The organism is Streptomyces sp. NPDC051315 (assembly GCF_044455165.1).
In the GTDB taxonomy this organism is placed as follows: domain Bacteria; phylum Actinomycetota; class Actinomycetes; order Streptomycetales; family Streptomycetaceae; genus Streptomyces.
In genome coordinates this window covers 128116-147584 of sequence record NZ_JBITEN010000020.1, presented here as the reverse complement: position 1 = coordinate 147584, position 19469 = coordinate 128116, and the positions used below count along the sequence as shown (strand labels likewise).

Below are 19469 nucleotides of genomic sequence, written 5' to 3'. Positions count from 1 at the left end.
GGCCCTGCGTCCTCAGCCGCCGCCGGATTGAGCGAGCCGTCTCAGAACTCCTCGTGCCTCTCCGGGTCCCCTCCGAGCCGCCGGTGCGCGCGGTCCGTGAGCGCGCGCATCCGGGCCGGGTCCAGCTCGAAGCCGAGGACGTCGAGGTTGGCGCGTTGACGGCCGGGGTCGGACGACTTCGGGATGGGGACGGCGCCGAGCTGGACGTGCCAGCGCAGGACGACCTGGGCCGGGGTCACCCCGTGGGCCTCCGCGGCGGAGAGGACCGCCGGGTCGGAAAGGAGTGCCGAGCCGCGGCCCAGGGGGCTCCAGCTCTCCGTGAGGATGCCCTTGGCCTCGTGGAAGGCGCGCAGGTCGTCCTGCGGGAGGAGCGGGTGCAGCTCGATCTGGTTGACCGAGGGGCGGACACCGGTCTCCTTCTCCAGCCGCTCGATGTGCCCGGCGGTGAAGTTGGAGACGCCGATCGAGCGGACCAGGCCGTCCTCGCGGAGCTTGATCATGGCCCGCCAGGAGTCGACGTACCTGTCGACGCGGGGGAGCGGCCAGTGGATCAGGTAGAGGTCCACGTGGTCGAGGCCGAGGCGGCGCCGGGACTCCTCGAAGGAGGTGAGGGTCTCCTCGTAGCCGTGGTGGCGGCCGGGGAGCTTCGTGGTCACCACGATCTCCTCACGGGGCACGCCCGAGCGGGCCACCCCGCGTCCGACGCCGGTCTCGTTGCGGTAGTTCGTCGCCGTGTCGATCAGGCGGTAACCCAGGCCGAGCGCCGCGGCCACCGCCTCCTCCGCCTGGGCGTCGTCCATCGGCCAGGTGCCGAGGCCGAGGGCCGGAAGGGTCGTTCCGTCGTTGAGCGTGTGCACCGGGATGTTGATCACCGTCGGGCCTTCCCTCGACTGTGCCGTCCCTCCCAGCCTCACCGACACCGGGAGGATCGATCAACCGGACGGACGGGGGACGACGGCGTCCGCGCCGTCCGGCTTGCTCCTCGACGGGGCACCGCGCTCGCGCTCGTCGGCGGGCAGGCGATCTCGCACACCGGCCCTGTCGCCAGGCCGCCGCTTCGCTGTCACGATCTTCCCTGAACGGTACGACGACGAGCGGAGCGCTGATGACGACGGACAGTTGGACGACCGACCTGGACCGGCGGGCCACCGAGGCCGCGCGGGCGGCCGGCATGGTGGTGAACCCGGTCGCCGGGCACATCGGCGCCGAGATCACGGGCGTCGACCTCGCCGACGGCCTCGACGACAGGCAGGTCGCCGCGACCCGGGCCGCGCTGCTGCGCTGGAAGGTGGTGTTCTTCCGCGGACAGCGCCTGGACCACGCCGGACACGTGGCGTTCGCCCGGCGGTTCGGCGAACCCGTCGTGCTGCGCAGGCGCGGCAGCGCCTCCCCGGCCGACGTCCCCGAGATCGAGACCACCGCCGACCGGCTGGAGCTCGGCGGCCGGTTCGGCATGGAGCACGACGAGTGGCTGCGGCGCCGTCGCCACACCCTGCAGCGCGGCTGGCACTGCGACCACGGCGCCCGCGTCGACCCGCCGGCCGCGACCATCCTGCGCGCCGAGACCGTACCGCCCTACGGCGGCGACACCACCTGGTCCAACCTGGCGGCCGCCTACGCCGGACTCTCCGCCCCCGTGCGGGAGTTCGTCGACGGGCTGCGCGCCGAGCACCGCCTGGGCGTCGGCTACCAGCCCCGCCCCGGCGACGACGCGTACGTACGCCATCTCCTCGACCACCAGGTGGCCTCCGTCCACCCGCTGGTACGGGTCCACCCGGAAACGGGGGAGCGGGTGCTGTTCGTCAACGGCTACTACGTCGAGCAGATCACCGGTCTCTCCCGCGCGGAGAGCGCGGCGATCCTGGAGATGCTCCTCGACCAGGCGACCCGGCCCGAGTACACCGTCCGCTTCCGCTGGGAGCCGGGCAGCGTCGCCTTCTGGGACAACCGGGCCACCATCCACCTCGCCCCCGGCGACAACGCCCACCTGGGCTTCCCCCGCACCATGCACCGGGTGATGCTCGCCGGTGAGGTGCCGGTCGGTGTGGACGGCAAGCCGTCGGAGCCGGTGACCGGGACCGAGCCGGGACGCTGGTGAGGCCGGCCGGAGGGTGACCGGCGGCGGTCGGGCGGGCTCCGCGCGGGTCACGAACGGGCGGTCGTCCTCCGGCAGGCGCAGAGGACGCGCACGCGCGCCGAAGCACCGCTCCAGCCCTGCCGGTCGGACGCCGGCCCGGTCACCGCCCTCCCGCCGCGGTCCGCCAGCCCAGTGCCGGACCCAGCTTCGTCGCCATGTCGGTGAGGATCTGCACGTAGTCCTCGTGCGCGAAGGTGAACGGCAGCGCGAACGCCACCTCGTCCACCTCACGGAACGCGGCGTGTCCGTGCAGCCGTTCGGCGATCTCGTCCGAGGTGCCGACCAGGTCGGGCGCGAACAACAGCCGCGCCGGGCCCTGCGGGGACGTCGTCCGCGGCAGGCGCGCGGCCGCGAACTCCTCGTACTTCGCCCGCTGTCCGGGTGAGGCGGAGTCCGTGGGGATGACGACCAGGCCCTGGGAGACACGGGCGGCCTCCCCGTCGGGGTGGGCGGCGCGGAAGGCGCGGATGTGGGACAGCTGGATGCCGGCGAAGTCCCCCGCGCCGTCCGGTCCTTCGGCCTTGACGACACTGCTGGTGAGGAAGTTCATGGCGTGCTCCCCGGCCCACCGCGCCGACCCCAGGCTGCCGCCGCCGTACCACATACGGCGGCCCAGGCCGGGGGAGTGCGGCTGGACGCGGTCCGAGAACGTCTCGAAGCCCACGACCCCGGTGAAGCCGGTGGCGGGCTCGCCCCGCACCAGGTCCAGCAGCCGCCGCACCCGCCCGTAGCCGAAGTCCTCGGCGTCGGCCGAGTCCGGGTACAGGGCCTCCTTGACGTGGTCGTAGTGCGTGGGCGGGCCGACGCTCACGCCCGGGTTGAGCCGCCCCCCGGACAGGACGTCCACGGTCGCCAGGTCCTCCGCCAGTCGCAGCGGGTTCTCCCAGCCCAGCGGGGTGACCGCGGTGCCCAGCTCGATGCGGCTCGTGCGCTGCGAGGCCGCCGCGAGGACGGCGACGGGGGAGGAGATGCCGTACTGCAGGTGCCGGTGGCGCACCCACGCGCTGTCGAAGCCGAGGCGCTCGCCCAGTTCGATGATCTCCAGCGTGGTCTCGTGCCCGCGGCGCGGATCGGCCCCGTCGAACAGGCCGATGGTGAGGAAGCCCAGCTTGCGCAGCGGGCGTGAGGCGGACGGCATGGACTCCTCCATCGTCGACGGCGTACGTCCGCCGTCCTGTGGTGTGCGGGGGCGCGGGTGGTCAGACCAGCGGGATGGTGACCTCGTCCTCGACGGGCGGGTCGAGTTCCTGCGCCCGGTTGCCGGTGGCCGCGTAGCAGCGCAGCCGGACGGCTTCCGGGCTCACGTCCAGACGCAGGAAGCACTTGAAGAACGGCGGACTGTACGTCGCCGAACTCGGTGAGAACAACTGCGTGTAGATCTTGCGCACGGGCAGCCGGAGGCGGGCGCTGCGGTCGGGGCGGCGACCGGCCCCCAGCAAAGTGGCGACCAGCCGGATCCGCCGCGTGAGCCGGACCTGCCCGCCCGGGGTCCGGGTCGGCGGGATGCCCAGGCGTTCGGCGACCACCGCCGTGGCCTCGGCCTCGGTGAGGGTGAAGAAGCGCGGCAGCCGCAGCCGGCGGCCGTACAGGCGGCTGTAGAAGGCGAGGGAGTCGCCGCGCAGCGGATAGCAGCGGAAGTCCGCCTCGGTCACACCGGCGACGTCGACGCGCGGGATGGTGTGCGTGGCGTGCATGAACGCGCCGCCACCGCCCGAGACGACGTACTGCAGGGTGCGGCCGTCCGCCAGAGGCACCGGATAGCGCTGGTAGTTGTGGATGTCGCCGCCGATCGCCGCGACGTAGTGGTGCTCCGGGTCGCGCACGATCTCGTCGACGGTGCCACCGCCCTCGACGGGGCACGGGTGGTGTTCGCCGTCCACGTACAGGGGCGACCCGGTGACCAGGATCTTCGGGCGGGGTCCTCGCGACACCTCGCGCAGCCACGCGCCCTGTTCGGCGTCCAGCGTGCCCAGCAGGCCCGTGTCGATGCCGATGATCCGCACCGGCCCGGAGTCGATCGCCCAGTACGGGCCCGGCTGCACGGCCTGTTGGGACTCCGCCGAGCGCAACGCCCGCGCCTCGGCGAGGCGTTCACCGTCGCCCGGGCGGGGCCGGTGCCACAGGAGCGAGCGCAGCCAGGCGCGGGTCAGCGGGCGCGGGGCGGGTTCGGCGGACAGCGGCGGGGCGTCGTCGCAGAAGACGCGCATGAACCCGCCGAGGTCCTCGTACCAGTCGTGATTGCCGGGTATCGCGTAGATCGGCGCCCGGTAGTCCCGGTACGGCCGGAAGAACTTGCCGTCGTAGTCGTCCGCGCTGCCCACGGGATAGATCACGTCACTGGCCAGGACGGCGAACCGGGTGTCCTGACCCACCTTCAGCAAGCCCGGCACCACCGCGTACTGCGGATCGTCGCCCTCACCGGTGTCACCGATGACCAGGAACGAGAAGCGGTCCGGGTCCGAGCGCCGGATCACCTTGTCCGCGGGCGCCCCGGCCGCCGCCCGCTGCGCCACCCAGCGTCCGCGCGTACGGCCCGTGGGGTCCCCGAACCAGGACGCCAGCACACCGTTGCGCGCCGCCCACAGCATCCTGGGGTCCAGCCACGAGATCTTCTCGACCCCGCCCGGCATCAGCTGTCGGTACGCGCCTCGGTCGGCGCCGCCCCAGCCGGCGCCTTCGGCGGTATCGCGTGAGGAGTTGGCCACCGGGGCACCGTAGCAATGACGCACGAACGTGTTCGGGCGGGGGCTGACCAGGAGGGCCTTCGGCCGTGACGGGGTCCGTCCGTCTCAACGAGGACGTACGCCCCTAAGGGCCGGCTCCACGCGCGGCCGGCGGCCGGCCCGGCGAGGGCCTGCCCCACCGGTCGATCGCACGCCGGCTGGCGGCCGATGGCTTTCGTCGACTGGGACCTGGCCGCGCCCGGCATGCGGATCCACGACGTCGCGCACCTGTGCTGGCAGTACCTGGACGTCGGGCCGGGCATCGCCGATCTCCCACCGCCGCGCGCCGCCTCCGGTTGGTCTGCGCGCGTACGGCCTGGAGGATCGCGAGCAGTTCGTGGTCACCGTCCTGTGATGGCAGGAGCGTTGTGGGCGCGGCATCGAGGAGGCCGCCGGACGCGGTGGGACCGCCATGGTCCGCCTGTGCCGGCAGGGGGTGCCGGCCCAGATCCGTGCCGCGCACCGCTGGGTCCACGACCGGCGCGCGGAGCTGGAGGCAGCCCTCCGACAGCGGGGGCGGCAGCCCCGGGAGCTGTCCCGTCGGCCGGTGCGCCGCCGTTTTGCGGCTCCGGGCGCCGGGGCAGCGGGACGGGGTTCCCCTTCTGGCGACCTGCCGCCCCCACCGGCCGATCGTCCCGCACGCGGGCTCCCTCCGCGTGCGGGACGTCGCCGTGGCTCAGTTCAGCGGGTCGAGGGTCAGGTAGGCCTGGCGCGGAGCGCCGTCGTGGACGAGGGACTCGTGGTGGCCGACGTCGTCGAAGGCGAACGCGTACGCCTTGCCGTCGGCCATCTGCGCGTGGATCTTGCGGGCGTAGTGGTTCGTCACCACGTCCTGGTAGAAGGCCGCCGACGAGGTGTCCGGCTGGTTGGGGTTGACCAGGAGCGTGGAGCGGTTGAAGCCGGCGCACAGCGTGCGGGAGATCGGCCCGCGCACGGCGTCGTTGGGCGCGTCCAGCAGCCGGTGGCAGCCGAAGACGCTGTCGGCGTCCGGCTTCTGGAAGCTGGTGACGACGGCTCCGGCGCTGTTCGTGAAGTTCAGGACGCCACCCGACACCCGGCCGTAGTACTTCGTTCCCGGCTGGTCGGCGAACGGGGTCACGGTCAGGGTCGTCGTCGCGTACTTCTGCCAGACCCGGTTGATGTAGTCGTCCATCACCGACCGCGGCAGGGCCCCGGTCTCCAGGCCGTACAGCGGTGAGAGCGCCCTGAGGACGGTGCCGTCGGAGCGGGTCTGGATCAGGTTCGCCCAGCCGCCGGGCTGCCCGCGCAGGGCGTTGAAGAAGCCGTTGTAACCGCCCGGCTTCAGGCGTCCGGTGCTGATCGTGCTTCCGTCGGAGCGCTGCACACCGACCGCGTACGGTGCCGAGAACATGTCGACCTGGGTGCTGTTCAGCCAGAGACCGGAGTCGTTGAGCGTGTACTCCGACCAATTGAACAGGATGTTGCGGTTCGGATCGCTCGGATTCTGCACGGCCGGCTGCACGAGCCCGCCGGTGGTCAGCCTGAACACCAGCTTCTGCCCGTAGGAGAAGTAGATCCGGCCCGAGAACTTGGGGATGCGGATCGTCGTGGACTGGCCGGCGGCCGGTCCCGGGATCGAGGCGTCCGGAGCCGGTGTGGGCGGGTTGCCGCCCGCGGGCCACGCGTGGAACGTGCCGTTCGCGTCGGCCCAGCCCTGCTGACCGGTGGTCAGGAGGGTGCCGAGGTTGTAGACGTACAGGGGCTCGCCGCGGCCCGAGTTGTTGGTGATCTTCAGGGGGATGGTGTCGGGGACCGCGGCCTGCGCCGGGGGCCCGAGGGTGAGCAATGTGCCGGCCAGAGCGACGGCCGCCGCCGCTGCCGCCAGCCGGGACCTGAGTGTGCGGAGCACTCTCCACCTCCGTGCGGGTAGACCTGTGGGGTTGGTCCGTACCTTGTTGAGAGCGCTCTCAAAATCCCATCGGGTAGTGAACATGTCAATCACTTGCGCACGAGGAGGCGCCCGCGGCGCTCTCGCCGCGGGCGCCCGGCAGCGGCCTCAGAAGGTGCGCTTCAGCAGGTCCAGCAGCGCCGTCCAGTGCCGCTCGGCGGCTTCCTGGTGGTACGCGGCGGTGTCGGCCTGGGTGAAGCCGTGGTGGGCGCCCTCGTACACCTCGCAGCGGTGGCGGACCCCCGCCGAGGTCAACGTGGCCTCCAGGCGCTCGATCTGCTCCGGGGGCAGGGACGGGTCGTCGTCGGCGTGCCCGAAGTACAGCTCGGCGGTGACGCGGTCGGCCACCAGGTGCGGGCTGTCCGGCGCGTCCGTCGCGAGCCGCCCGCCGTGGAACCCGGCCGCCGCGGCGACCCGGTCGGGGTGGGTGCCCGCGGTCAGCAGGGCGAGCCGGGCGCCCATGCAGTATCCGGTGAGCGCGACCGGTCCGTCCGCCACGAGCGGGCTCTCCGCCAGCCAGCGCAGGTAGGCGCCGGCGTCGCGCGCGGCCGACTCGTTGGTCAGCGACTGCATGACCGGGCGCAGCCTCTCGAAGATCTCCGGACGCGCGGAGGGGTCGATGAACTCGGGCAGCTCCACGACCGGGGCGCGCCCGTGCCGGTAGAACACGTTGGGCACCAGCACCGTGTACCCGGCCTCGGCCAGCCGGTCGGCCATCGCCCGCAGATGCGGGCGCAGCCCGAAGGCGTCCTGGTACAGCAGCACGCCCGGGCGGGGCGAGCCGTCACCGGGATGGGCGAGGTAGGCGTCCGCGACACCGTCCTCGGTGGGGATGTCCACGGCGGTTCCCTGTACGGAGGTCATGGGGGTGCCTCTCTGCGTGGTTCACGGGGCGAGCGGGGTCCGCCCGGCGGGGCAGCCGGGCCGGCCGCGACCATAGTTGCACGCACCATCCAACCGACCGCGAGGCCCCCCGGCGGGCAGACCGTGGCTTTACTCGGACCTGGGAGTCGTCCGAACCGCGGGGCGTCCCGACCCGGGGGTCACCCGGACCCGCCCGTCACCCGGACCGCGGCTCACTCGAACCGCGAGGTGTCACCCGCTCCGTGCCGCACGATCTCCGCCTCGCCGCCGGAGAAGTCGATGACCGTGGTCGGCTCGGTGCCGCAGTCCCCGGAGTCGAGCACACCGTCCACCACGTGGTCGAGCCGGTCCTTGATCTCCCAGCCCTGGGTCATCGGCTCCTCCTCGCCGGGCAGCAACAGGGTGCTGGACAGCAGCGGTTCACCGAGCTCGGCGAGCAGGGTCTGGGTGACGACATGGTCGGGGATGCGCACGCCCACCGTCTTCTTCTTCGGGTGCTGGAGCATGCGCGGCACCTCCTTCGTCGCCGGGAGGATGAAGGTGTAACTGCCGGGCGTCGTCGCCTTGATCGCCCGGAACACGTCGTTGTCCACCCGCACGAACTGCCCGAGCTGTGCGAAGTCCTGGCAGACGAGGGTGAAGTGGTGCCGGTCGTCCAGCTCGCGGATGGACCGGATCCGGTCGACGCCGTCCCGGCTGCCGATCCGGCAGCCGAGCGCGTAGCAGGAGTCCGTCGGATACGCGATCAGTGCGTCGGCCCGAATGGCGGCCGCGACCTGGGCGATGGTGCGCGGCTGGGGGTTGTCGGGGTGCACGTCGTAGTACTTCGCCATTCGCCGAGCTTATGCCGTGACACGGGGGCGCGCGTCGCGGGCCCGTCCGCAGTGCGCACGGCGGGCCGGGCACGGCCGATGCCGCGGGCCGATGCCTATGCTCACGCCCCGGCCCCGTGCGCGGTGGGCGTACCCCCGGGCCGGGGAACGGCAGGCGCTGCGGGGCCGTCGCCTTCGGTCACCCCCGGCCCCGTGGAATCGCGCGACGGCGGGCCGGGCACGGCCGGCCCATGCGGGGCCGTCGGCCTCGGCCACGCCCGCCACTCCGTCGACCGCGTCGGTCCGCCGGGCTTCCACGTCGAGCCCCGGCCGGACGCCCGCGTCGTACGGTACGGCGTGCGCCCGGCCCCCGGTCCGATGGGTGCCGCAGGGGGCGAGGGGGCCGCCGTCCGCCGGGGCTCACCGGCCCGGGTGGGGTAACGTCCCCGACCGATATGACTGATGGGGCCCGAGCGGGCCGCGAAGGACGAGGAGAGCGCCGACATGGCTGGCCGGGACGAGGAGAAGCGCCACACCGGCGTGACGGACGCCGGGCCGACGTGGGCGCAGGAGCTCCTCGAACACCTGCGCCCGACCGGACGCGACGTCCGCAGGATCGCCGACTGGCTCGCCGCCACCGTCGACGCGACCGTCTCCCTGCGCGACGACCACGGCACCTCGCTCGCCGGACCGCCCACCCCTCTCGACGAGAACCTGGTGGCCGACATCGTCAGCGGCCGCATCGCCTCCGCCGCCTGGGAGGGCGACGGCCGCCATCTGCGGCTGATGCGGGTCGAGCTCCCGGCGCCCGCGAAGGCGGGCGTGCTCGTCGTCTCCCGTACGGCCCCCTTCGACCGGCGCGCCTTCGAGGTCGTCACCCACACCGCGGCCGCCCTCGAGCTGCTGCTGCGCGCGGAGCGCACCGCCGTCACCGGGCACCGCCTCGCCCGTGCCACCTCCGACCTGCGCCTGGCCATCCTTCAGCTGCTCATGGTCGAGGACACCGTCGCCGCCCGCCGGGTCGCCGCCGGCCTGTGGCCCGGCCTCCTCGACGCCGACACCGCCTGTGTCTACGTCGTCGAGAGCACCCCCGAGGACCGCGACCGCCTCGCCGAGGCCTGCCTCGCCGCGACCCGCGACCACGCCCTGGTCGTCCGCTGCCCCGCCATGGACGCCCACGTCATCGTCGTCACCCCGCACGACACCGCCGGACGGGAACTGCGCGGACTGTGCGACCGCCACCCCGACACCTTCCTCGGCGGCAGCGTCCCCCAGAGCCTCGCCCACACCGCCACCGCCTACGGACAGGCCGTCAGCGCCCTCGCCGTCGCCCGCTTCCGTCCCGACAAGACGGCCGTCTACGCCGAACGCACCCACCCCGAACGCCTGATGGACCCCGCCGTCCTACGCGCCTGGACGACCCGTCTGCTGCGCCCCCTCGACACCCTCCCGCACCACACCCGCGCCGAACTCCTCGCCACCACGCGGCTCGGCCTGGAGTTCACGGCCGTCGCCGCGGCCAAGGTCCTCGGCGTCAGCCGCAACACCGTGCGCGCCCGCATGGAACGCGTCGAGGCCCTCCTCGGCACGGACTTCTCCGACCTCACCGTCCGCGCCACCGTCCACCTCGCTCTCAACGCCCAGGTCGGCATCGCCGAGTGCTACCCCGGCGCCGCGACGGCCCCCGACCGCCTCGACGACGTGCTCGACGGTCCCGCGCTGCGCGGCTGGGCACACGACCTGCTCGCCCGTCTGGACCTCGACAGCCGCGACCTGCGCCGCACCCTGCGCACCTGGATCGCCGCCGGCGGCAACTCCGAACGCGCCGCCCACCTGCTCGGTGTGCACGCCCAGACCGTCCGCGAGCACGTCCGCAGCGCCGAGCCCGTCCTCGAACGCCAGCTCCTCGCCGCGGGCAGTGACCTCTACGAGGTCGTCCTCGCCCACCTGACGACCGGTGACCTCCCCACGCCCGTTCTCCCCGTGACGGAATCGGGCCTTCCGGACTCACCTGTGCACAGGTGAGTCCTCCGGCCCCGTCAGCGGGCACCGGCACGATTCACAAGCCCTGGGCCCGCCACGTAGGTTCGACGCATCGCGGGGGCACGACCGGAACGGGGGACCGGTCGCGCCCCCGTGCCCGGTCAGCCCCGCGTCCGCACGGGGATCTCCTGCCAGCCGAACGCGATGAACGACGGCACCTGCCGCAGCTCCTCGGCCGCGCCGTCCAGCCGCAGATCCGGGAACCGGTCGAACAGGGCGGGCAGCGCCGTCAGCGCCTCCATCCGCGCCAGCGGGGCGCCGACGCACCGGTGCACACCGATCCCGAACGCCAGATGGTCGTCCGCGCCCCGGGTCGCGTCGAACACGTCCGCGTCCGGCCCGTAGTGCGCCGGGTCCAGGCCCGCCGCCGCGTACGTCGTGACGATGGCGTCCCCGGCCGGGATCGTCACGTCGCCCACCGTCAGGTCGCTCACGGCGAACCGCAGCGGCAGTGAGGCGATCGACGGGTGCACCCGCAGCGACTCGTCCACCACCGCGTCCCAGCCGATCTCACCCCGCCGCACGGCCGCCAGCTGCTCGGGCCGGTCCAGCAGCGCCACCACCGCGTTCCCGATGAGGTTGACGGTCGTCTCGAACCCGGCCCCGATGACCAGCAGCAGCGTGTACAGCAGTTCCTCGTCGCTGAGCCGGTCCCCGTCCTCGTCGCGCACCCGGATCAGCTCGGTCGTCATGTCGTCGCCGGGGTGTTCGCTCTTGTGGGCGATGAGCCCGCCCAGCACCGTGCCGATCCGCTCCTGCACGAAGGCGGCGTGCTCCGGGCTGGTGTCGGAGGTGTCCATGATGGCCGCGATCAGCCGGGCCGTGTCGTCCCGCATCTCCTCGGGCACACCGAACAGCTCGCAGATGATCCGCATCGGCAGCGGGTGCGCGAAGCCCGCTTTCAGGTCGACCGCCGCACCGCCCGCGGAGGCCTCGCCGAGCGCGTCCAGCAGCTCCGCGGTGATCGACTCCACTCGCTCGCGCAGCGCCTCGGTGCGCCGGTGGGTGAAGCTCGGTGCCACCAGCTTGCGCAGCCGCGCGTGGTCGGCGCCGTAGCTGGAGAGCATGTTGACCACGCCGACCCAGCCCAGGATCCAGCCCCAGGAGGGGTGGTCGCCGATCTCGGGCCACAGCCGCCAGTGCCGGCGCGGATCCTTGCTGACCTGCGGGTCGAGGATCAGCTCCTTCAGGGTGTCGTATCCGGTGGGCGCCCAGGCCGGGATGCCCCCGGGCAGCTCCACCGGCACGATCGGCCCCAGGGCGCGCAGCCGGGCGCTCTCGCCGGGGATGTCGGTGCCGAACGGGTCGAGGGCGATGCGGTCGGTCACGGTCACGGCTTGACTCCTGGCTGGTCGGGGGAGCGAGGGCTGAAACGGACGGGAAGGGCGGTCAGCGAGCGGTGGAACGGGCCCGGCCGCCAGGTCAGCCGCTCGCGGGGCAGGAGAGGATCGAGGTCGGGCAGCCACTGGGTGAGCTGCTCGATCGCCTCGGTGACCAGCAGCAGCGTGTGCTGCCTGACCGGGCAGGCGTGCGGGCCCGCGCCCCACGACAGGTGCGAGGCGTCGTTCGGGTGCCGGCCGCCGGTGACCTCCTGCCCGGGGACGGGGGCGCCCTGCCCGCCCTGCGGGTCGTGGGGAACCCCGAGCGCCCCGTACGACACCACCACGGGCACCGCGTCCCGCAGCCACACCCCGTGGAAGGCGACCGGCCTGCGCGCGTAGTAGATGCCGTAGTTGGCCAGCGGCGTCTCGTGGTGCAGCACCTCGACCACCGCGTCCATGACCGGACGGGCACCGCTGGTGAGGGTGGAGTAGTAGGCCGGGTTGCCCAGGATGCGGGACAGGGTGTTGGACAGCAGGTTCGCGGTCGGTTCGTACCCGGCGCCCAGGGTGAGGAACACCTGCCAGGTCACCTCCTCGCGGGTCAGCCCGGCCGGATGGTCGAGGAGCCGGCTCGGCAGGTCGTCGCCGGGCCGCTCGGCCTTGGCGGCGATCAGCTCCAGGACGTACCGGCCGTACTCGGCCTCGCCCTCCGCCGCCTGCGGCCCGCCCTCCATCATCTTGCCCAGACCCTCGTTGAGCCGGTCGCCGTAGCTGTCCGGCAGCCCGAACAGGTCGTTGAAGACCAGCGCCATCAGCGGCCGCGAGAAGTCCCCGACGAGGTCGGCCCCGCCGCGCGGGCCCACCCGGCCGACCAGCAGACGCACCGCCCGGTGCACGCGCGCCCGCAGGTCGTGCGGCTCCACCAGGTCGAACACGTCGATGAGGGTGCTGCGGTAGCGCACGTGCGCGGCCCCGTCGGCGAACAGGGCGTTCGGCCGCCACCGCATCATGCCCAGCACCGGTGAGTCGGCGGGCACGGTCTTCTCCCACGCGCGCGGGTCGTGCGAGAACGTCTCCGGGTCGCGCAGCACGTCCAGCGCGGCCCGCCGGTCCGTCACCAGGTACGCCGGCACACCGGGCGCCAACTCACCCCACCCGATGGGCCCCTGCGCCCGCAGGGCCGCGTAGTAGCGGTGCGGATCCGTGGCGAAGCCGTCCTCCCACAGCCGCACGGGCGCCGACCGCGTGAAGTCGTGCCGAGCCGGGGGATAGGTGGTCACCGCGCCTCCCCGGGGTCACCGGCGATCAGGTGGTCGACCAGGGCGAGCAGCGCGTCGATCGAGGAGTTCGCGTCCCGCGCGTCGCACGTCACCATGGGCGTTCCCGCCTCCAGGTCCAGGGCCCGCCGCAACTGCTCCTCGCCGTAGTGGCGGGGCGCGTCGGGGAAGGTGTTGAAGGCGACCGCGTACGGCAGCCCGCTCTCCTCCACCAGTCCCAGCACGTCGAACGACGCGTCCAGCCGGCGGCTGTCGACCAGGACCAGGGCGCCGAGCGCCCCGTAGGCGATGTCGTCCCACAGGGACCGGAACCGCTCCTGACCGGGCGTGCCGAACAGGTACAGCACCACCCCGCCGGCCAGGCTGATCCGGCCGAAGTCGATCGCGACGGTCGTCGTCGTCTTCTCCCGCACCCCGGCCAGGTCGTCCACCTGCGCGGACGCCTCGCTGAGGTGCTCCTCGGTGTGCAGCGGCCGGATCTCGGACACCGAGTCGATCAAGGTGGTCTTGCCCACCCCGAACGGACCCGCCACCAGGATCTTCACCAGGTCGCGGGCGGTGTCCGGCAGGTGGATCGCGTCGGGTGTGCCGACGCTAGGCGTGCTTGAGGGCGCGGAGGCCATCGGCCACTCTCTTCAGCAGGTCGGAGTCGAACCGTTCGGCGGGCGGGATCGGCGCGCGGGTGAGGACCAGGTCCCGGTCGGCGAGGCCGGCCGCCAGGACACGCACCGCGGAGACGGGCAGCCTGAGCAGCGCCGCCGCCTCCACCACCGTCAGCGAGCCGCTCTCCAGGAGGTCCAGCAGGGCGAGTTCGGCGGCGGGCAGACCGGACGGCACGGGCTCGCCGCTGCGGGTGAGCACCGACAGCCGTTCCAGGTGGGGGCGGCTGGGCCGGGCGACCCCGCCGGTCGACAGGTAGGCGGGAACCAGGGGACGGCCGGCCGGGCGGCCGGTCATGCCGGAGCGTTGTCGTCGGCTCCTCGGGGCGCGGCCGCCATGGCCTTCTCGCCGAGTCGCGCCACCTGGGAGTGCACCCGGTGCGCCAGCAGGTCCAGGCGCACCTCGGCGTCCCCGTACGCGGCCACGCAGGTGCCGTGGTCCGTCGGCACGATCAGCACGTAGCCGTGGTCGGACTCGATGACGACCTGGCGCACCTCCGCCCGGTCCCGGTCGGCGAACGCGGCCGCCGCCGTCCGGCACGCCCCCTGCACGGTGCTGGTGATGGCGGCGACCCGCTCGGCCGACGGCTGCGACAGCGCGTCGGTGTACCCCGTGACGAGCCCGTCGCGGGTCAGCATGACGGCGGCCACCACGTGCGGCACCTGCAGGATCGGTTCCAGCACCCATGCCGTGTCGCCCGTGTTGCGGCTGGTCATCGGGCCGCTCCCCCCTCGTCGTCGGTGTGGTCGGTGTCATGGGCCGCCGGTGCGGCGCCCTCGGGTACGGCCTCGGCGGCGGAGCGGGCCGCCGCGGTGCCGGACTGCAGTGCGCCCAGCGCGGCCGCGGCCTCCTCCGGGCGACGCGCCGGCCGAGCCGGCGCGGGCCGCTGCGGTGGGGCGGCCGCGCGGGTGCGGCGGCGGCGCTGGGGCAGCCCGTCGGCGTCCCGGGGTGTGCGGGGCCGGGGCGCGTCCGGCGCGGGATCCTCCGTGCCGTACGCGTGCGCGGCGGTCGCGGCGGCCGGTGCGCTCCCGCGGGTCGTGCGCGGCGCGCTCGCCGCCGGTGGCCGGTCGGCCGGGTCGAGGTCGGTGAGCAGGTGGCTGTCGACCCGCAGCACCGCCCGCACACCGCCGTACGGGGAGGCCGAGGAGACGTCGACGCCCAGGTCGAACTGCCGGGTCAGACGGCCGATGGCGGCCAGCCCCATGCGCGGCGGATCGCCGAGCTCGGTCAGCAGGATGGGGGCGCTGCCGGCCACCAGGCGCTGGGCGCGGTCGCGTTCGTCCCGGGTCATGCCGAGGCCCGCGTCGTCGATGGTCACGCACACGCCGTGGTGGACGTGCTCCAGGCTCACCACGACGTCGGTGTCCGGCGCGGAGTGCCGCAGGGCGTTGTCGAGGAGTTCGGCGACGATGATGGCGACCGGTTCCACCGCGTGCGAGACCAGGGCGGTGCCGGGCTCCAGATGGTTGTGGACCTTGACCCGGTGATAGCCCGCGAGCCGGGCCTGTCCGCCGGTGACCGCGTCCACCAGGTGGGACTCCTCGCGCGCCAGCCCCACCCAGGCCCCGCACACCACGGCGGCGACCTGGGCGCGGCGCAGCGACTGCTCGTTCTCGTGGTCGAGCTGGAAGAGGGTCTGCGCCAACTCCGGGTCGTCGTAGCGCTCTTGCAGCCCGCGCAGGGCGTCCTGGAGCCGGTACAGGGCGGCCTGGATCTCCCGGGTGGCGCCGCGCATCCCGGCCTGCGCGGCCGCGTCGACCCGGGTGCGCTGCTCGGCCACCTCGGACCGCACCGCCAGGAGCACGTTCTCCAGGGCGATGCCGAGCGGTGTGCCGAAGGTCAGCGGCTGGAGAGGGCCGGGCACGTCCAGGTGGGGGTGGGCGACCTGGTGGGCGGCGGCGGGCACCCGCCGGGCGGCCAGGTACTCGACCTCCGCCGTGAACGCCCTGGAGGAGCCCTCGAGCTGGGTGCGCAGCACGGTGATCTCCGCACGCTGCCGGGTCTGTTGCCGTCGTAACCGCAGCAGCCCGCCGCCGAGGGCGAGCGCGGACAGTGTGCCGGCGGCCAGACCGCCGGCCACCAGGTCCGGTAATTCGATCATCGATTCGGTTCCAGGGAGGGTCGGGCATTGCGCGGAGCGGAAGGGCAGGGGTGGGTCCGAGGACTTCGGACCGGGCACCCGCAGCACAGTACACACCGTCATCGACCGATCTCGCACGGTCGAGTCAGACTTCACATCGAAAGTGCTCGGTATCTGTTCGCTTCTGCGTTGACTGTCTGAATTGCCGTGCGGGCCAAGCGAGTTGGTGTGAGATACGCGTACCGGCCGCCGTGAACATGATCATAGGGGCGGGCCCCATGGCTCCGTGCCCTGGGCGCGGGGAGAGGGCGGCGAGGGCGGCGTTGACTCCGGGCGCGACGCGGGCGGCGTCCCCGGCCCCTGACGGACTACTCGCCGCCCGGCGGAGTCAGCACCGCGAGGGTGCCGTTGGCCTGACGCAACGCCAGCTCCAGTCTGCCGGGCGAGTGGAGCGCACCGGTTCCGTCCGGCGGCACGAGCCACTCCAGGAACCGCGCCGGCCGGTACGGCGGGGGCACCGCCACCCAGGTGCCCCGGCCCGCGTGGCGCAGCCCGGCGCCGATCCACCGGCTGCCCGGGTCGGGCGGCAGGAAGAAGCCCACCCGGTGGGCCGCGGTGTCCACGAGGGTCGGCCCCGGCACGGGCAGCGACGGCTCCCACAGCAGGTCCAGGGTGAGCAGGCCGAGCCGGTCGGGCACACTGAGCACGTCCCAGTACCGGCCCGCCTCCAGCAGCACGATCCCGCTGCCCTGGTCCCAGTCCCGCTTGCAGACCCGTGGGTCCGTCGCGGCGGCGGCGAGCCACTCCACGCTCCGCCCCCACATCACATCGCTCATGTCGGCTCCGTATGAGATGCGCCCGGGCCCGGGCGCATCTGCATGCTGGTAGATGTTTCTGGGTGGCGGAAGGGGTGGCGGACCCTGGCGTTTCGGTGTGGTGCGTTCGGCTCTCGTGCCCCTGTTCGACCCGCGACCTCGGGCGGGGCCCGGACGCGAGGGCTTCGGCCGGTGTGCCCCCGGTCGCGATGGGTACTCGGCGGGCGAGCCAACGACGTCAAGATCACGCTGGGAGGAGGCCCGTATGGCCACTGGCACGGAAACCGGCGACGTGACCGGCACCCGGGACAAGGACTACAACCTCATCTGGTACGTGGAGGCGTGTCTGGACAACGCGCTGCGGCTGGAGACCTACATCCAGGACGCCGAGCGCGCCAAGGACACCGAGGTCGCGGACCTGTTCCGCAAGGCCCAGGCCGACAGCCGCAAGGGTGCCGAACTGGGCAAGGAGCTGCTGCGCACGCGCCTGAGCGGCGGCTGATCCGCGCGGCGCGGAAGGGGCCCGGACACCGTGGGACGGTCACGGTGTCCGGGCCCGCCCGCATCTCCGGACCGGTCCGGACGGGGGCCCGCCCGAACGGCGCCGGACCGGCTCACGTGCGGCCGGCGCTGCCCTGCGGCACGGACAGCGGCGGCTCGGCCTGGCGCAGCTCGGCCAGCAACTCGTTCTGACCGGCGAGCAGTTCGGTCAGGATGCGGCGGGCCGCGCGCAGCAGCTCGGCCACGTCGCCGCCGGCGAGCGCGTAGCTGACCGTCGACCCCTCCCGGATCGACACCACGATCCCGGAGCGGCGCAACACGGCCAACTGCTGCGGCAGGCTGGACGGTTCGATCTCGATCTCGGTGAGCAGGTCCCGCACGGCGACGGGGCCGCCCTGCAGCAGTTCGAGGACCCTGATGCGCACCGGGTGCCCGAGCATGCGGAAGAACTCGGCCTTGGCCTGGTAGAGGGGAACCTGCATGGCCGTTCGCTCGCTCCCTGCCGTGTTCGCGGTCCTGGGTCGGTCACGATCCTGGCGACCGCGGGCGCCGCACACCCCGGTGATGCACGGATGTGGATGTGTCGAGTTGAAGAATCCTGCAACTCGCGGGCGTGCGAAGCCGCCGGCCGCCGAGCCGTCTACACCTCGAGCTCCGTCTCGATCCGCTTGAGCTGGTGGCGGGCCATGGCCGGGTTGGAGCGGCCGCGGTCCAGGACGAGGTAGAGGAACAGGCAGATGCTTGCCACGTTCATGCGTGCGTTGTCCGATTCCGCTTCACCGCCCCACGCGTCATGCAGTTGATGTCTCCCGGACCGCCCCCGCCGGCCGGCACCAAGGCCGCCCGGTCCCGGCAGGCCGCGGCGCCGTGACGGAGCGGCCCGGTCCACCGTCGCGGGCAAGGCCCCTTCCCGCGACCGCTGACGGGCTCGGGCGGGCCTGCCCCTTCCCGTCCGCGGGTTCGCATCCCGCCGGCGTCCGCAGCCACCCCGGAGCAGGCGGCTCGGTGAAACCACGGTGGTCCGCACGGCCGCGGCCGGGCCGAGACCGGCGTTCGGCCCGCGCCCGCGGACCGCGCCGCTTGCGGCCGGCCCGACGAGCGGGCAGGGTTCGGTGCCGTGGCCACCTTGCTGATCGTCCATCACACGCCCTCGCCGAACTGCCAGGCGATGTTCGAAGCGGTCGTCTCCGGCGCGACCGACCCGGACATCGAGGGCGTCCGCGTCGTCCGCAGGGCCGCCCTCGTCGCGACGGCCTCCGACGTCCTGGACGCCGACGGCTACCTGCTGGGCACCCCGGCGAACCTCGGCTACATGTCCGGCGCCCTCAAGCACTTCTTCGACCAGGTGTACTACCCCTGCCTCGACACGACCCGAGGCCGCCCCTTCGCCTATTACGTCCACGGCGGCAACGACGTCACCGGCGCCGTCCGCGGCATCGAGGCGATCACCACGGGCCTGGGCTGGCGGCGCAACGCCGAGCCGGTGACCGTCACCGGGGAACCCGGCAAGGCGGACCTGGAGGCGTGCTGGGAGCTCGGCGCGACGGCGGCCGCGGGCCTGATGGCGTGACCGTCCCGGCGAAGCCCGGACGGTCCGTGCCCGGCCTCACCCGTCCCGGCACACCGGCTCGGGCACACCGGCTCCGGCTCACACGGTCCCGGCTCACCGGTCCGGGCTCACCCGTCCCGGCGGCTCAGTCCCACAGCGGATAGCTGACGACCTCGGCGAACCGCTCCGGCCGCTCCGCCGTGTACTCCAAACTGATCCGGCCGTAGCGCTGCACCTGCGGGTCCTTCTCCCAGCCACGCGGCTCGTCGAGCCGTACGACGACCGGGTAGGCGCGGAAGGTGCCCGCGGCGCAGTAGGGCTTGCAGTCGTTGACGAGGTTGACGCCCTCGGCCTTCGCCGAGTCCGCGCGCCAGTGGTCCCACTTCAGGGAGACGAGCCGGCTGTTGCCGTCGCCGCAGGCCAGGATGAACTCGTCGGGCCGCACCTGCGGGTGCCACAGGCAGTCGACCAGGACGGCGGCCGCGGTCTGCCGCGGGGCGGCCCGCTCGGCCTGCTGTCCCGGTGACGTGACGGGCGCGGCCGAGGCCGTACCGACCGCCGCGGTGAGTCCCAGCGCGGCACACAGCAGGGCCGCCGTCCTCGTGGTGTGTCCGCGCATGTCCGCTCCTGCCAGCCCGTGTCGCAGCCCGGTTCTGTATCGACGCTACGACGACCCGGGGACGAGGACCACTCGAGCGGGTCGGAGCCGCGGAGGCGGGGGAGCGGGACGCCGTCCTCCCGCCGCACCGGCGGTGCCGGCACGTGGGCCGCGCGTCA

General features: G+C 73.5%; 19 protein-coding genes. 4 read left to right on the top strand and 15 right to left on the bottom strand.

Annotation, left to right across the window (positions count from 1 at the left end; translation table 11 throughout):
• Window positions 1–41: 41 nt before the first annotated feature.
• Window positions 42–872: an aldo/keto reductase gene (locus ACIBBD_RS31605; RefSeq protein WP_399422990.1), complete on the bottom strand. Its 831-nt coding sequence runs from the start codon at window positions 870–872 to the stop codon at window positions 42–44.
• Window positions 873–1105: 233 nt separating this feature from the next.
• Between ACIBBD_RS31605 and ACIBBD_RS31600 the strand changes: the two genes are divergently transcribed.
• Window positions 1106–2098: a TauD/TfdA dioxygenase family protein gene (locus tag ACIBBD_RS31600; protein ID WP_399422989.1), complete on the top strand. Its 993-nt coding sequence runs from the start codon at window positions 1106–1108 to the stop codon at window positions 2096–2098.
• A 139-nt stretch (window positions 2099–2237) separates the two neighbouring features.
• Here ACIBBD_RS31600 and ACIBBD_RS31595 read toward each other — a convergent pair whose 3' ends face one another.
• The 5 genes from ACIBBD_RS31595 to ACIBBD_RS31575 form a co-directional block, all read right to left on the bottom strand.
• On the bottom strand, window positions 2238–3275 hold the full coding sequence (locus ACIBBD_RS31595) for an LLM class flavin-dependent oxidoreductase (protein WP_399422988.1): 1038 nt from the start codon (window positions 3273–3275) through the stop codon (window positions 2238–2240).
• A gap of 61 nt (window positions 3276–3336) precedes the next feature.
• A complete protein-coding gene (locus ACIBBD_RS31590) occupies window positions 3337–4842 on the bottom strand; it encodes a metallophosphoesterase family protein (RefSeq protein ID WP_399422987.1) in 1506 nt (501 codons plus the stop codon).
• Window positions 4843–5536: 694 nt separating this feature from the next.
• On the bottom strand, window positions 5537–6730 hold the full coding sequence (locus tag ACIBBD_RS31585; protein WP_399422986.1) for a glycoside hydrolase family 64 protein: 1194 nt from the start codon (window positions 6728–6730) through the stop codon (window positions 5537–5539).
• A gap of 147 nt (window positions 6731–6877) precedes the next feature.
• Window positions 6878–7633 carry a dienelactone hydrolase family protein gene (locus ACIBBD_RS31580; RefSeq protein ID WP_399422985.1) on the bottom strand — a complete coding sequence of 252 codons (756 nt, stop codon included), beginning with the start codon at window positions 7631–7633 and terminating at the stop codon, window positions 6878–6880.
• Window positions 7634–7845: 212 nt separating this feature from the next.
• Window positions 7846–8466, bottom strand: coding sequence for an L-threonylcarbamoyladenylate synthase (locus ACIBBD_RS31575; RefSeq protein ID WP_399422984.1), 621 nt, complete (start codon window positions 8464–8466; stop codon window positions 7846–7848).
• 483 nt (window positions 8467–8949) lie between these two features.
• Here ACIBBD_RS31575 and ACIBBD_RS31570 point away from each other — a divergent pair, with 483 nt between their 5' ends.
• Entirely contained in the window at window positions 8950–10470 is a 1521-nt protein-coding gene (locus ACIBBD_RS31570; RefSeq protein WP_399423012.1) for a helix-turn-helix domain-containing protein, read from the top strand.
• 119 nt (window positions 10471–10589) lie between these two features.
• Here ACIBBD_RS31570 and ACIBBD_RS31565 read toward each other — a convergent pair whose 3' ends face one another.
• The 7 genes from ACIBBD_RS31565 to ACIBBD_RS31535 all read right to left on the bottom strand — a co-directional run bounded on the left by ACIBBD_RS31565 (window position 10590) and on the right by ACIBBD_RS31535 (window position 16663).
• Window positions 10590–11822 carry a cytochrome P450 gene (locus tag ACIBBD_RS31565; protein ID WP_399422983.1) on the bottom strand — a complete coding sequence of 411 codons (1233 nt, stop codon included), beginning with the start codon at window positions 11820–11822 and terminating at the stop codon, window positions 10590–10592.
• Window positions 11819–13090 carry a cytochrome P450 gene (locus ACIBBD_RS31560; RefSeq protein ID WP_399422982.1) on the bottom strand — a complete coding sequence of 424 codons (1272 nt, stop codon included), beginning with the start codon at window positions 13088–13090 and terminating at the stop codon, window positions 11819–11821. The genes ACIBBD_RS31565 and ACIBBD_RS31560 overlap by 4 nt, the downstream gene beginning before the upstream one ends.
• A complete protein-coding gene (locus tag ACIBBD_RS31555) occupies window positions 13087–13710 on the bottom strand; it encodes a GTP-binding protein (protein WP_399422981.1) in 624 nt (207 codons plus the stop codon). Before ACIBBD_RS31555 ends, ACIBBD_RS31560 begins: the two co-directional genes overlap by 4 nt.
• A complete protein-coding gene (locus tag ACIBBD_RS31550) occupies window positions 13682–14044 on the bottom strand; it encodes a DUF742 domain-containing protein (protein WP_399422980.1) in 363 nt (120 codons plus the stop codon). Before ACIBBD_RS31550 ends, ACIBBD_RS31555 begins: the two co-directional genes overlap by 29 nt.
• Window positions 14041–14463, bottom strand: a complete 423-nt coding sequence (locus ACIBBD_RS31545) for a roadblock/LC7 domain-containing protein (protein WP_399422979.1) — start codon at window positions 14461–14463, stop codon at window positions 14041–14043. Before ACIBBD_RS31545 ends, ACIBBD_RS31550 begins: the two co-directional genes overlap by 4 nt.
• Window positions 14460–15848, bottom strand: coding sequence for a sensor histidine kinase (locus tag ACIBBD_RS31540; RefSeq protein ID WP_399422978.1), 1389 nt, complete (start codon window positions 15846–15848; stop codon window positions 14460–14462). The genes ACIBBD_RS31545 and ACIBBD_RS31540 overlap by 4 nt, the downstream gene beginning before the upstream one ends.
• Before the next feature lie 347 nt (window positions 15849–16195).
• On the bottom strand, window positions 16196–16663 hold the full coding sequence (locus tag ACIBBD_RS31535) for a hypothetical protein (protein ID WP_399422977.1): 468 nt from the start codon (window positions 16661–16663) through the stop codon (window positions 16196–16198).
• Between the two features lie 244 nt (window positions 16664–16907).
• On the opposite strand from ACIBBD_RS31535, the gene ACIBBD_RS31530 reads away from it, so the two are divergent.
• On the top strand, window positions 16908–17144 hold the full coding sequence (locus ACIBBD_RS31530; protein WP_399422976.1) for a hypothetical protein: 237 nt from the start codon (window positions 16908–16910) through the stop codon (window positions 17142–17144).
• Between the two features lie 112 nt (window positions 17145–17256).
• Here ACIBBD_RS31530 and ACIBBD_RS31525 read toward each other — a convergent pair whose 3' ends face one another.
• Complete coding sequence (locus ACIBBD_RS31525) at window positions 17257–17625, bottom strand: ArsR/SmtB family transcription factor (RefSeq protein WP_399422975.1); 369 nt, start codon at window positions 17623–17625, stop codon at window positions 17257–17259.
• Between the two features lie 635 nt (window positions 17626–18260).
• On the opposite strand from ACIBBD_RS31525, the gene ACIBBD_RS31520 reads away from it, so the two are divergent.
• Window positions 18261–18713, top strand: a complete 453-nt coding sequence (locus ACIBBD_RS31520; RefSeq protein ID WP_399422974.1) for a flavodoxin family protein — start codon at window positions 18261–18263, stop codon at window positions 18711–18713.
• Between the two features lie 124 nt (window positions 18714–18837).
• Here the strand turns inward: ACIBBD_RS31520 and ACIBBD_RS31515 are convergent, their stop codons facing one another.
• Entirely contained in the window at window positions 18838–19311 is a 474-nt protein-coding gene (locus tag ACIBBD_RS31515) for a hypothetical protein (protein ID WP_399422973.1), read from the bottom strand.
• Between the last annotated feature and the right edge of the window lie 158 nt (window positions 19312–19469).

What these genes read in the sequence shown, in the direction of transcription:
- ACIBBD_RS31550 (WP_399422980.1), bottom strand. Translation starts at nt 14,044, where the DNA reads ATGACCGGCCGCCCGGCCGGCCGTCCCCTGGTTCCCGCCTACCTGTCG.
- ACIBBD_RS31545 (WP_399422979.1), bottom strand. Translation starts at nt 14,463, where the DNA reads ATGACCAGCCGCAACACGGGCGACACGGCATGGGTGCTGGAACCGATC.
- ACIBBD_RS31525 (WP_399422975.1), bottom strand. Translation starts at nt 17,625, where the DNA reads ATGCAGGTTCCCCTCTACCAGGCCAAGGCCGAGTTCTTCCGCATGCTC.
- ACIBBD_RS31515 (WP_399422973.1), bottom strand. Translation starts at nt 19,311, where the DNA reads ATGCGCGGACACACCACGAGGACGGCGGCCCTGCTGTGTGCCGCGCTG.
- ACIBBD_RS31595 (WP_399422988.1), bottom strand. Translation starts at nt 3,275, where the DNA reads ATGCCGTCCGCCTCACGCCCGCTGCGCAAGCTGGGCTTCCTCACCATC.
- ACIBBD_RS31575 (WP_399422984.1), bottom strand. Translation starts at nt 8,466, where the DNA reads ATGGCGAAGTACTACGACGTGCACCCCGACAACCCCCAGCCGCGCACC.
- ACIBBD_RS31600 (WP_399422989.1), top strand. Translation starts at nt 1,106, where the DNA reads ATGACGACGGACAGTTGGACGACCGACCTGGACCGGCGGGCCACCGAG.
- ACIBBD_RS31580 (WP_399422985.1), bottom strand. Translation starts at nt 7,633, where the DNA reads ATGACCTCCGTACAGGGAACCGCCGTGGACATCCCCACCGAGGACGGT.
- ACIBBD_RS31535 (WP_399422977.1), bottom strand. Translation starts at nt 16,663, where the DNA reads ATGAGCGATGTGATGTGGGGGCGGAGCGTGGAGTGGCTCGCCGCCGCC.
- ACIBBD_RS31555 (WP_399422981.1), bottom strand. Translation starts at nt 13,710, where the DNA reads ATGGCCTCCGCGCCCTCAAGCACGCCTAGCGTCGGCACACCCGACGCG.
- ACIBBD_RS31530 (WP_399422976.1), top strand. Translation starts at nt 16,908, where the DNA reads ATGGCCACTGGCACGGAAACCGGCGACGTGACCGGCACCCGGGACAAG.
- ACIBBD_RS31540 (WP_399422978.1), bottom strand. Translation starts at nt 15,848, where the DNA reads ATGATCGAATTACCGGACCTGGTGGCCGGCGGTCTGGCCGCCGGCACA.
- ACIBBD_RS31570 (WP_399423012.1), top strand. Translation starts at nt 8,950, where the DNA reads ATGGCTGGCCGGGACGAGGAGAAGCGCCACACCGGCGTGACGGACGCC.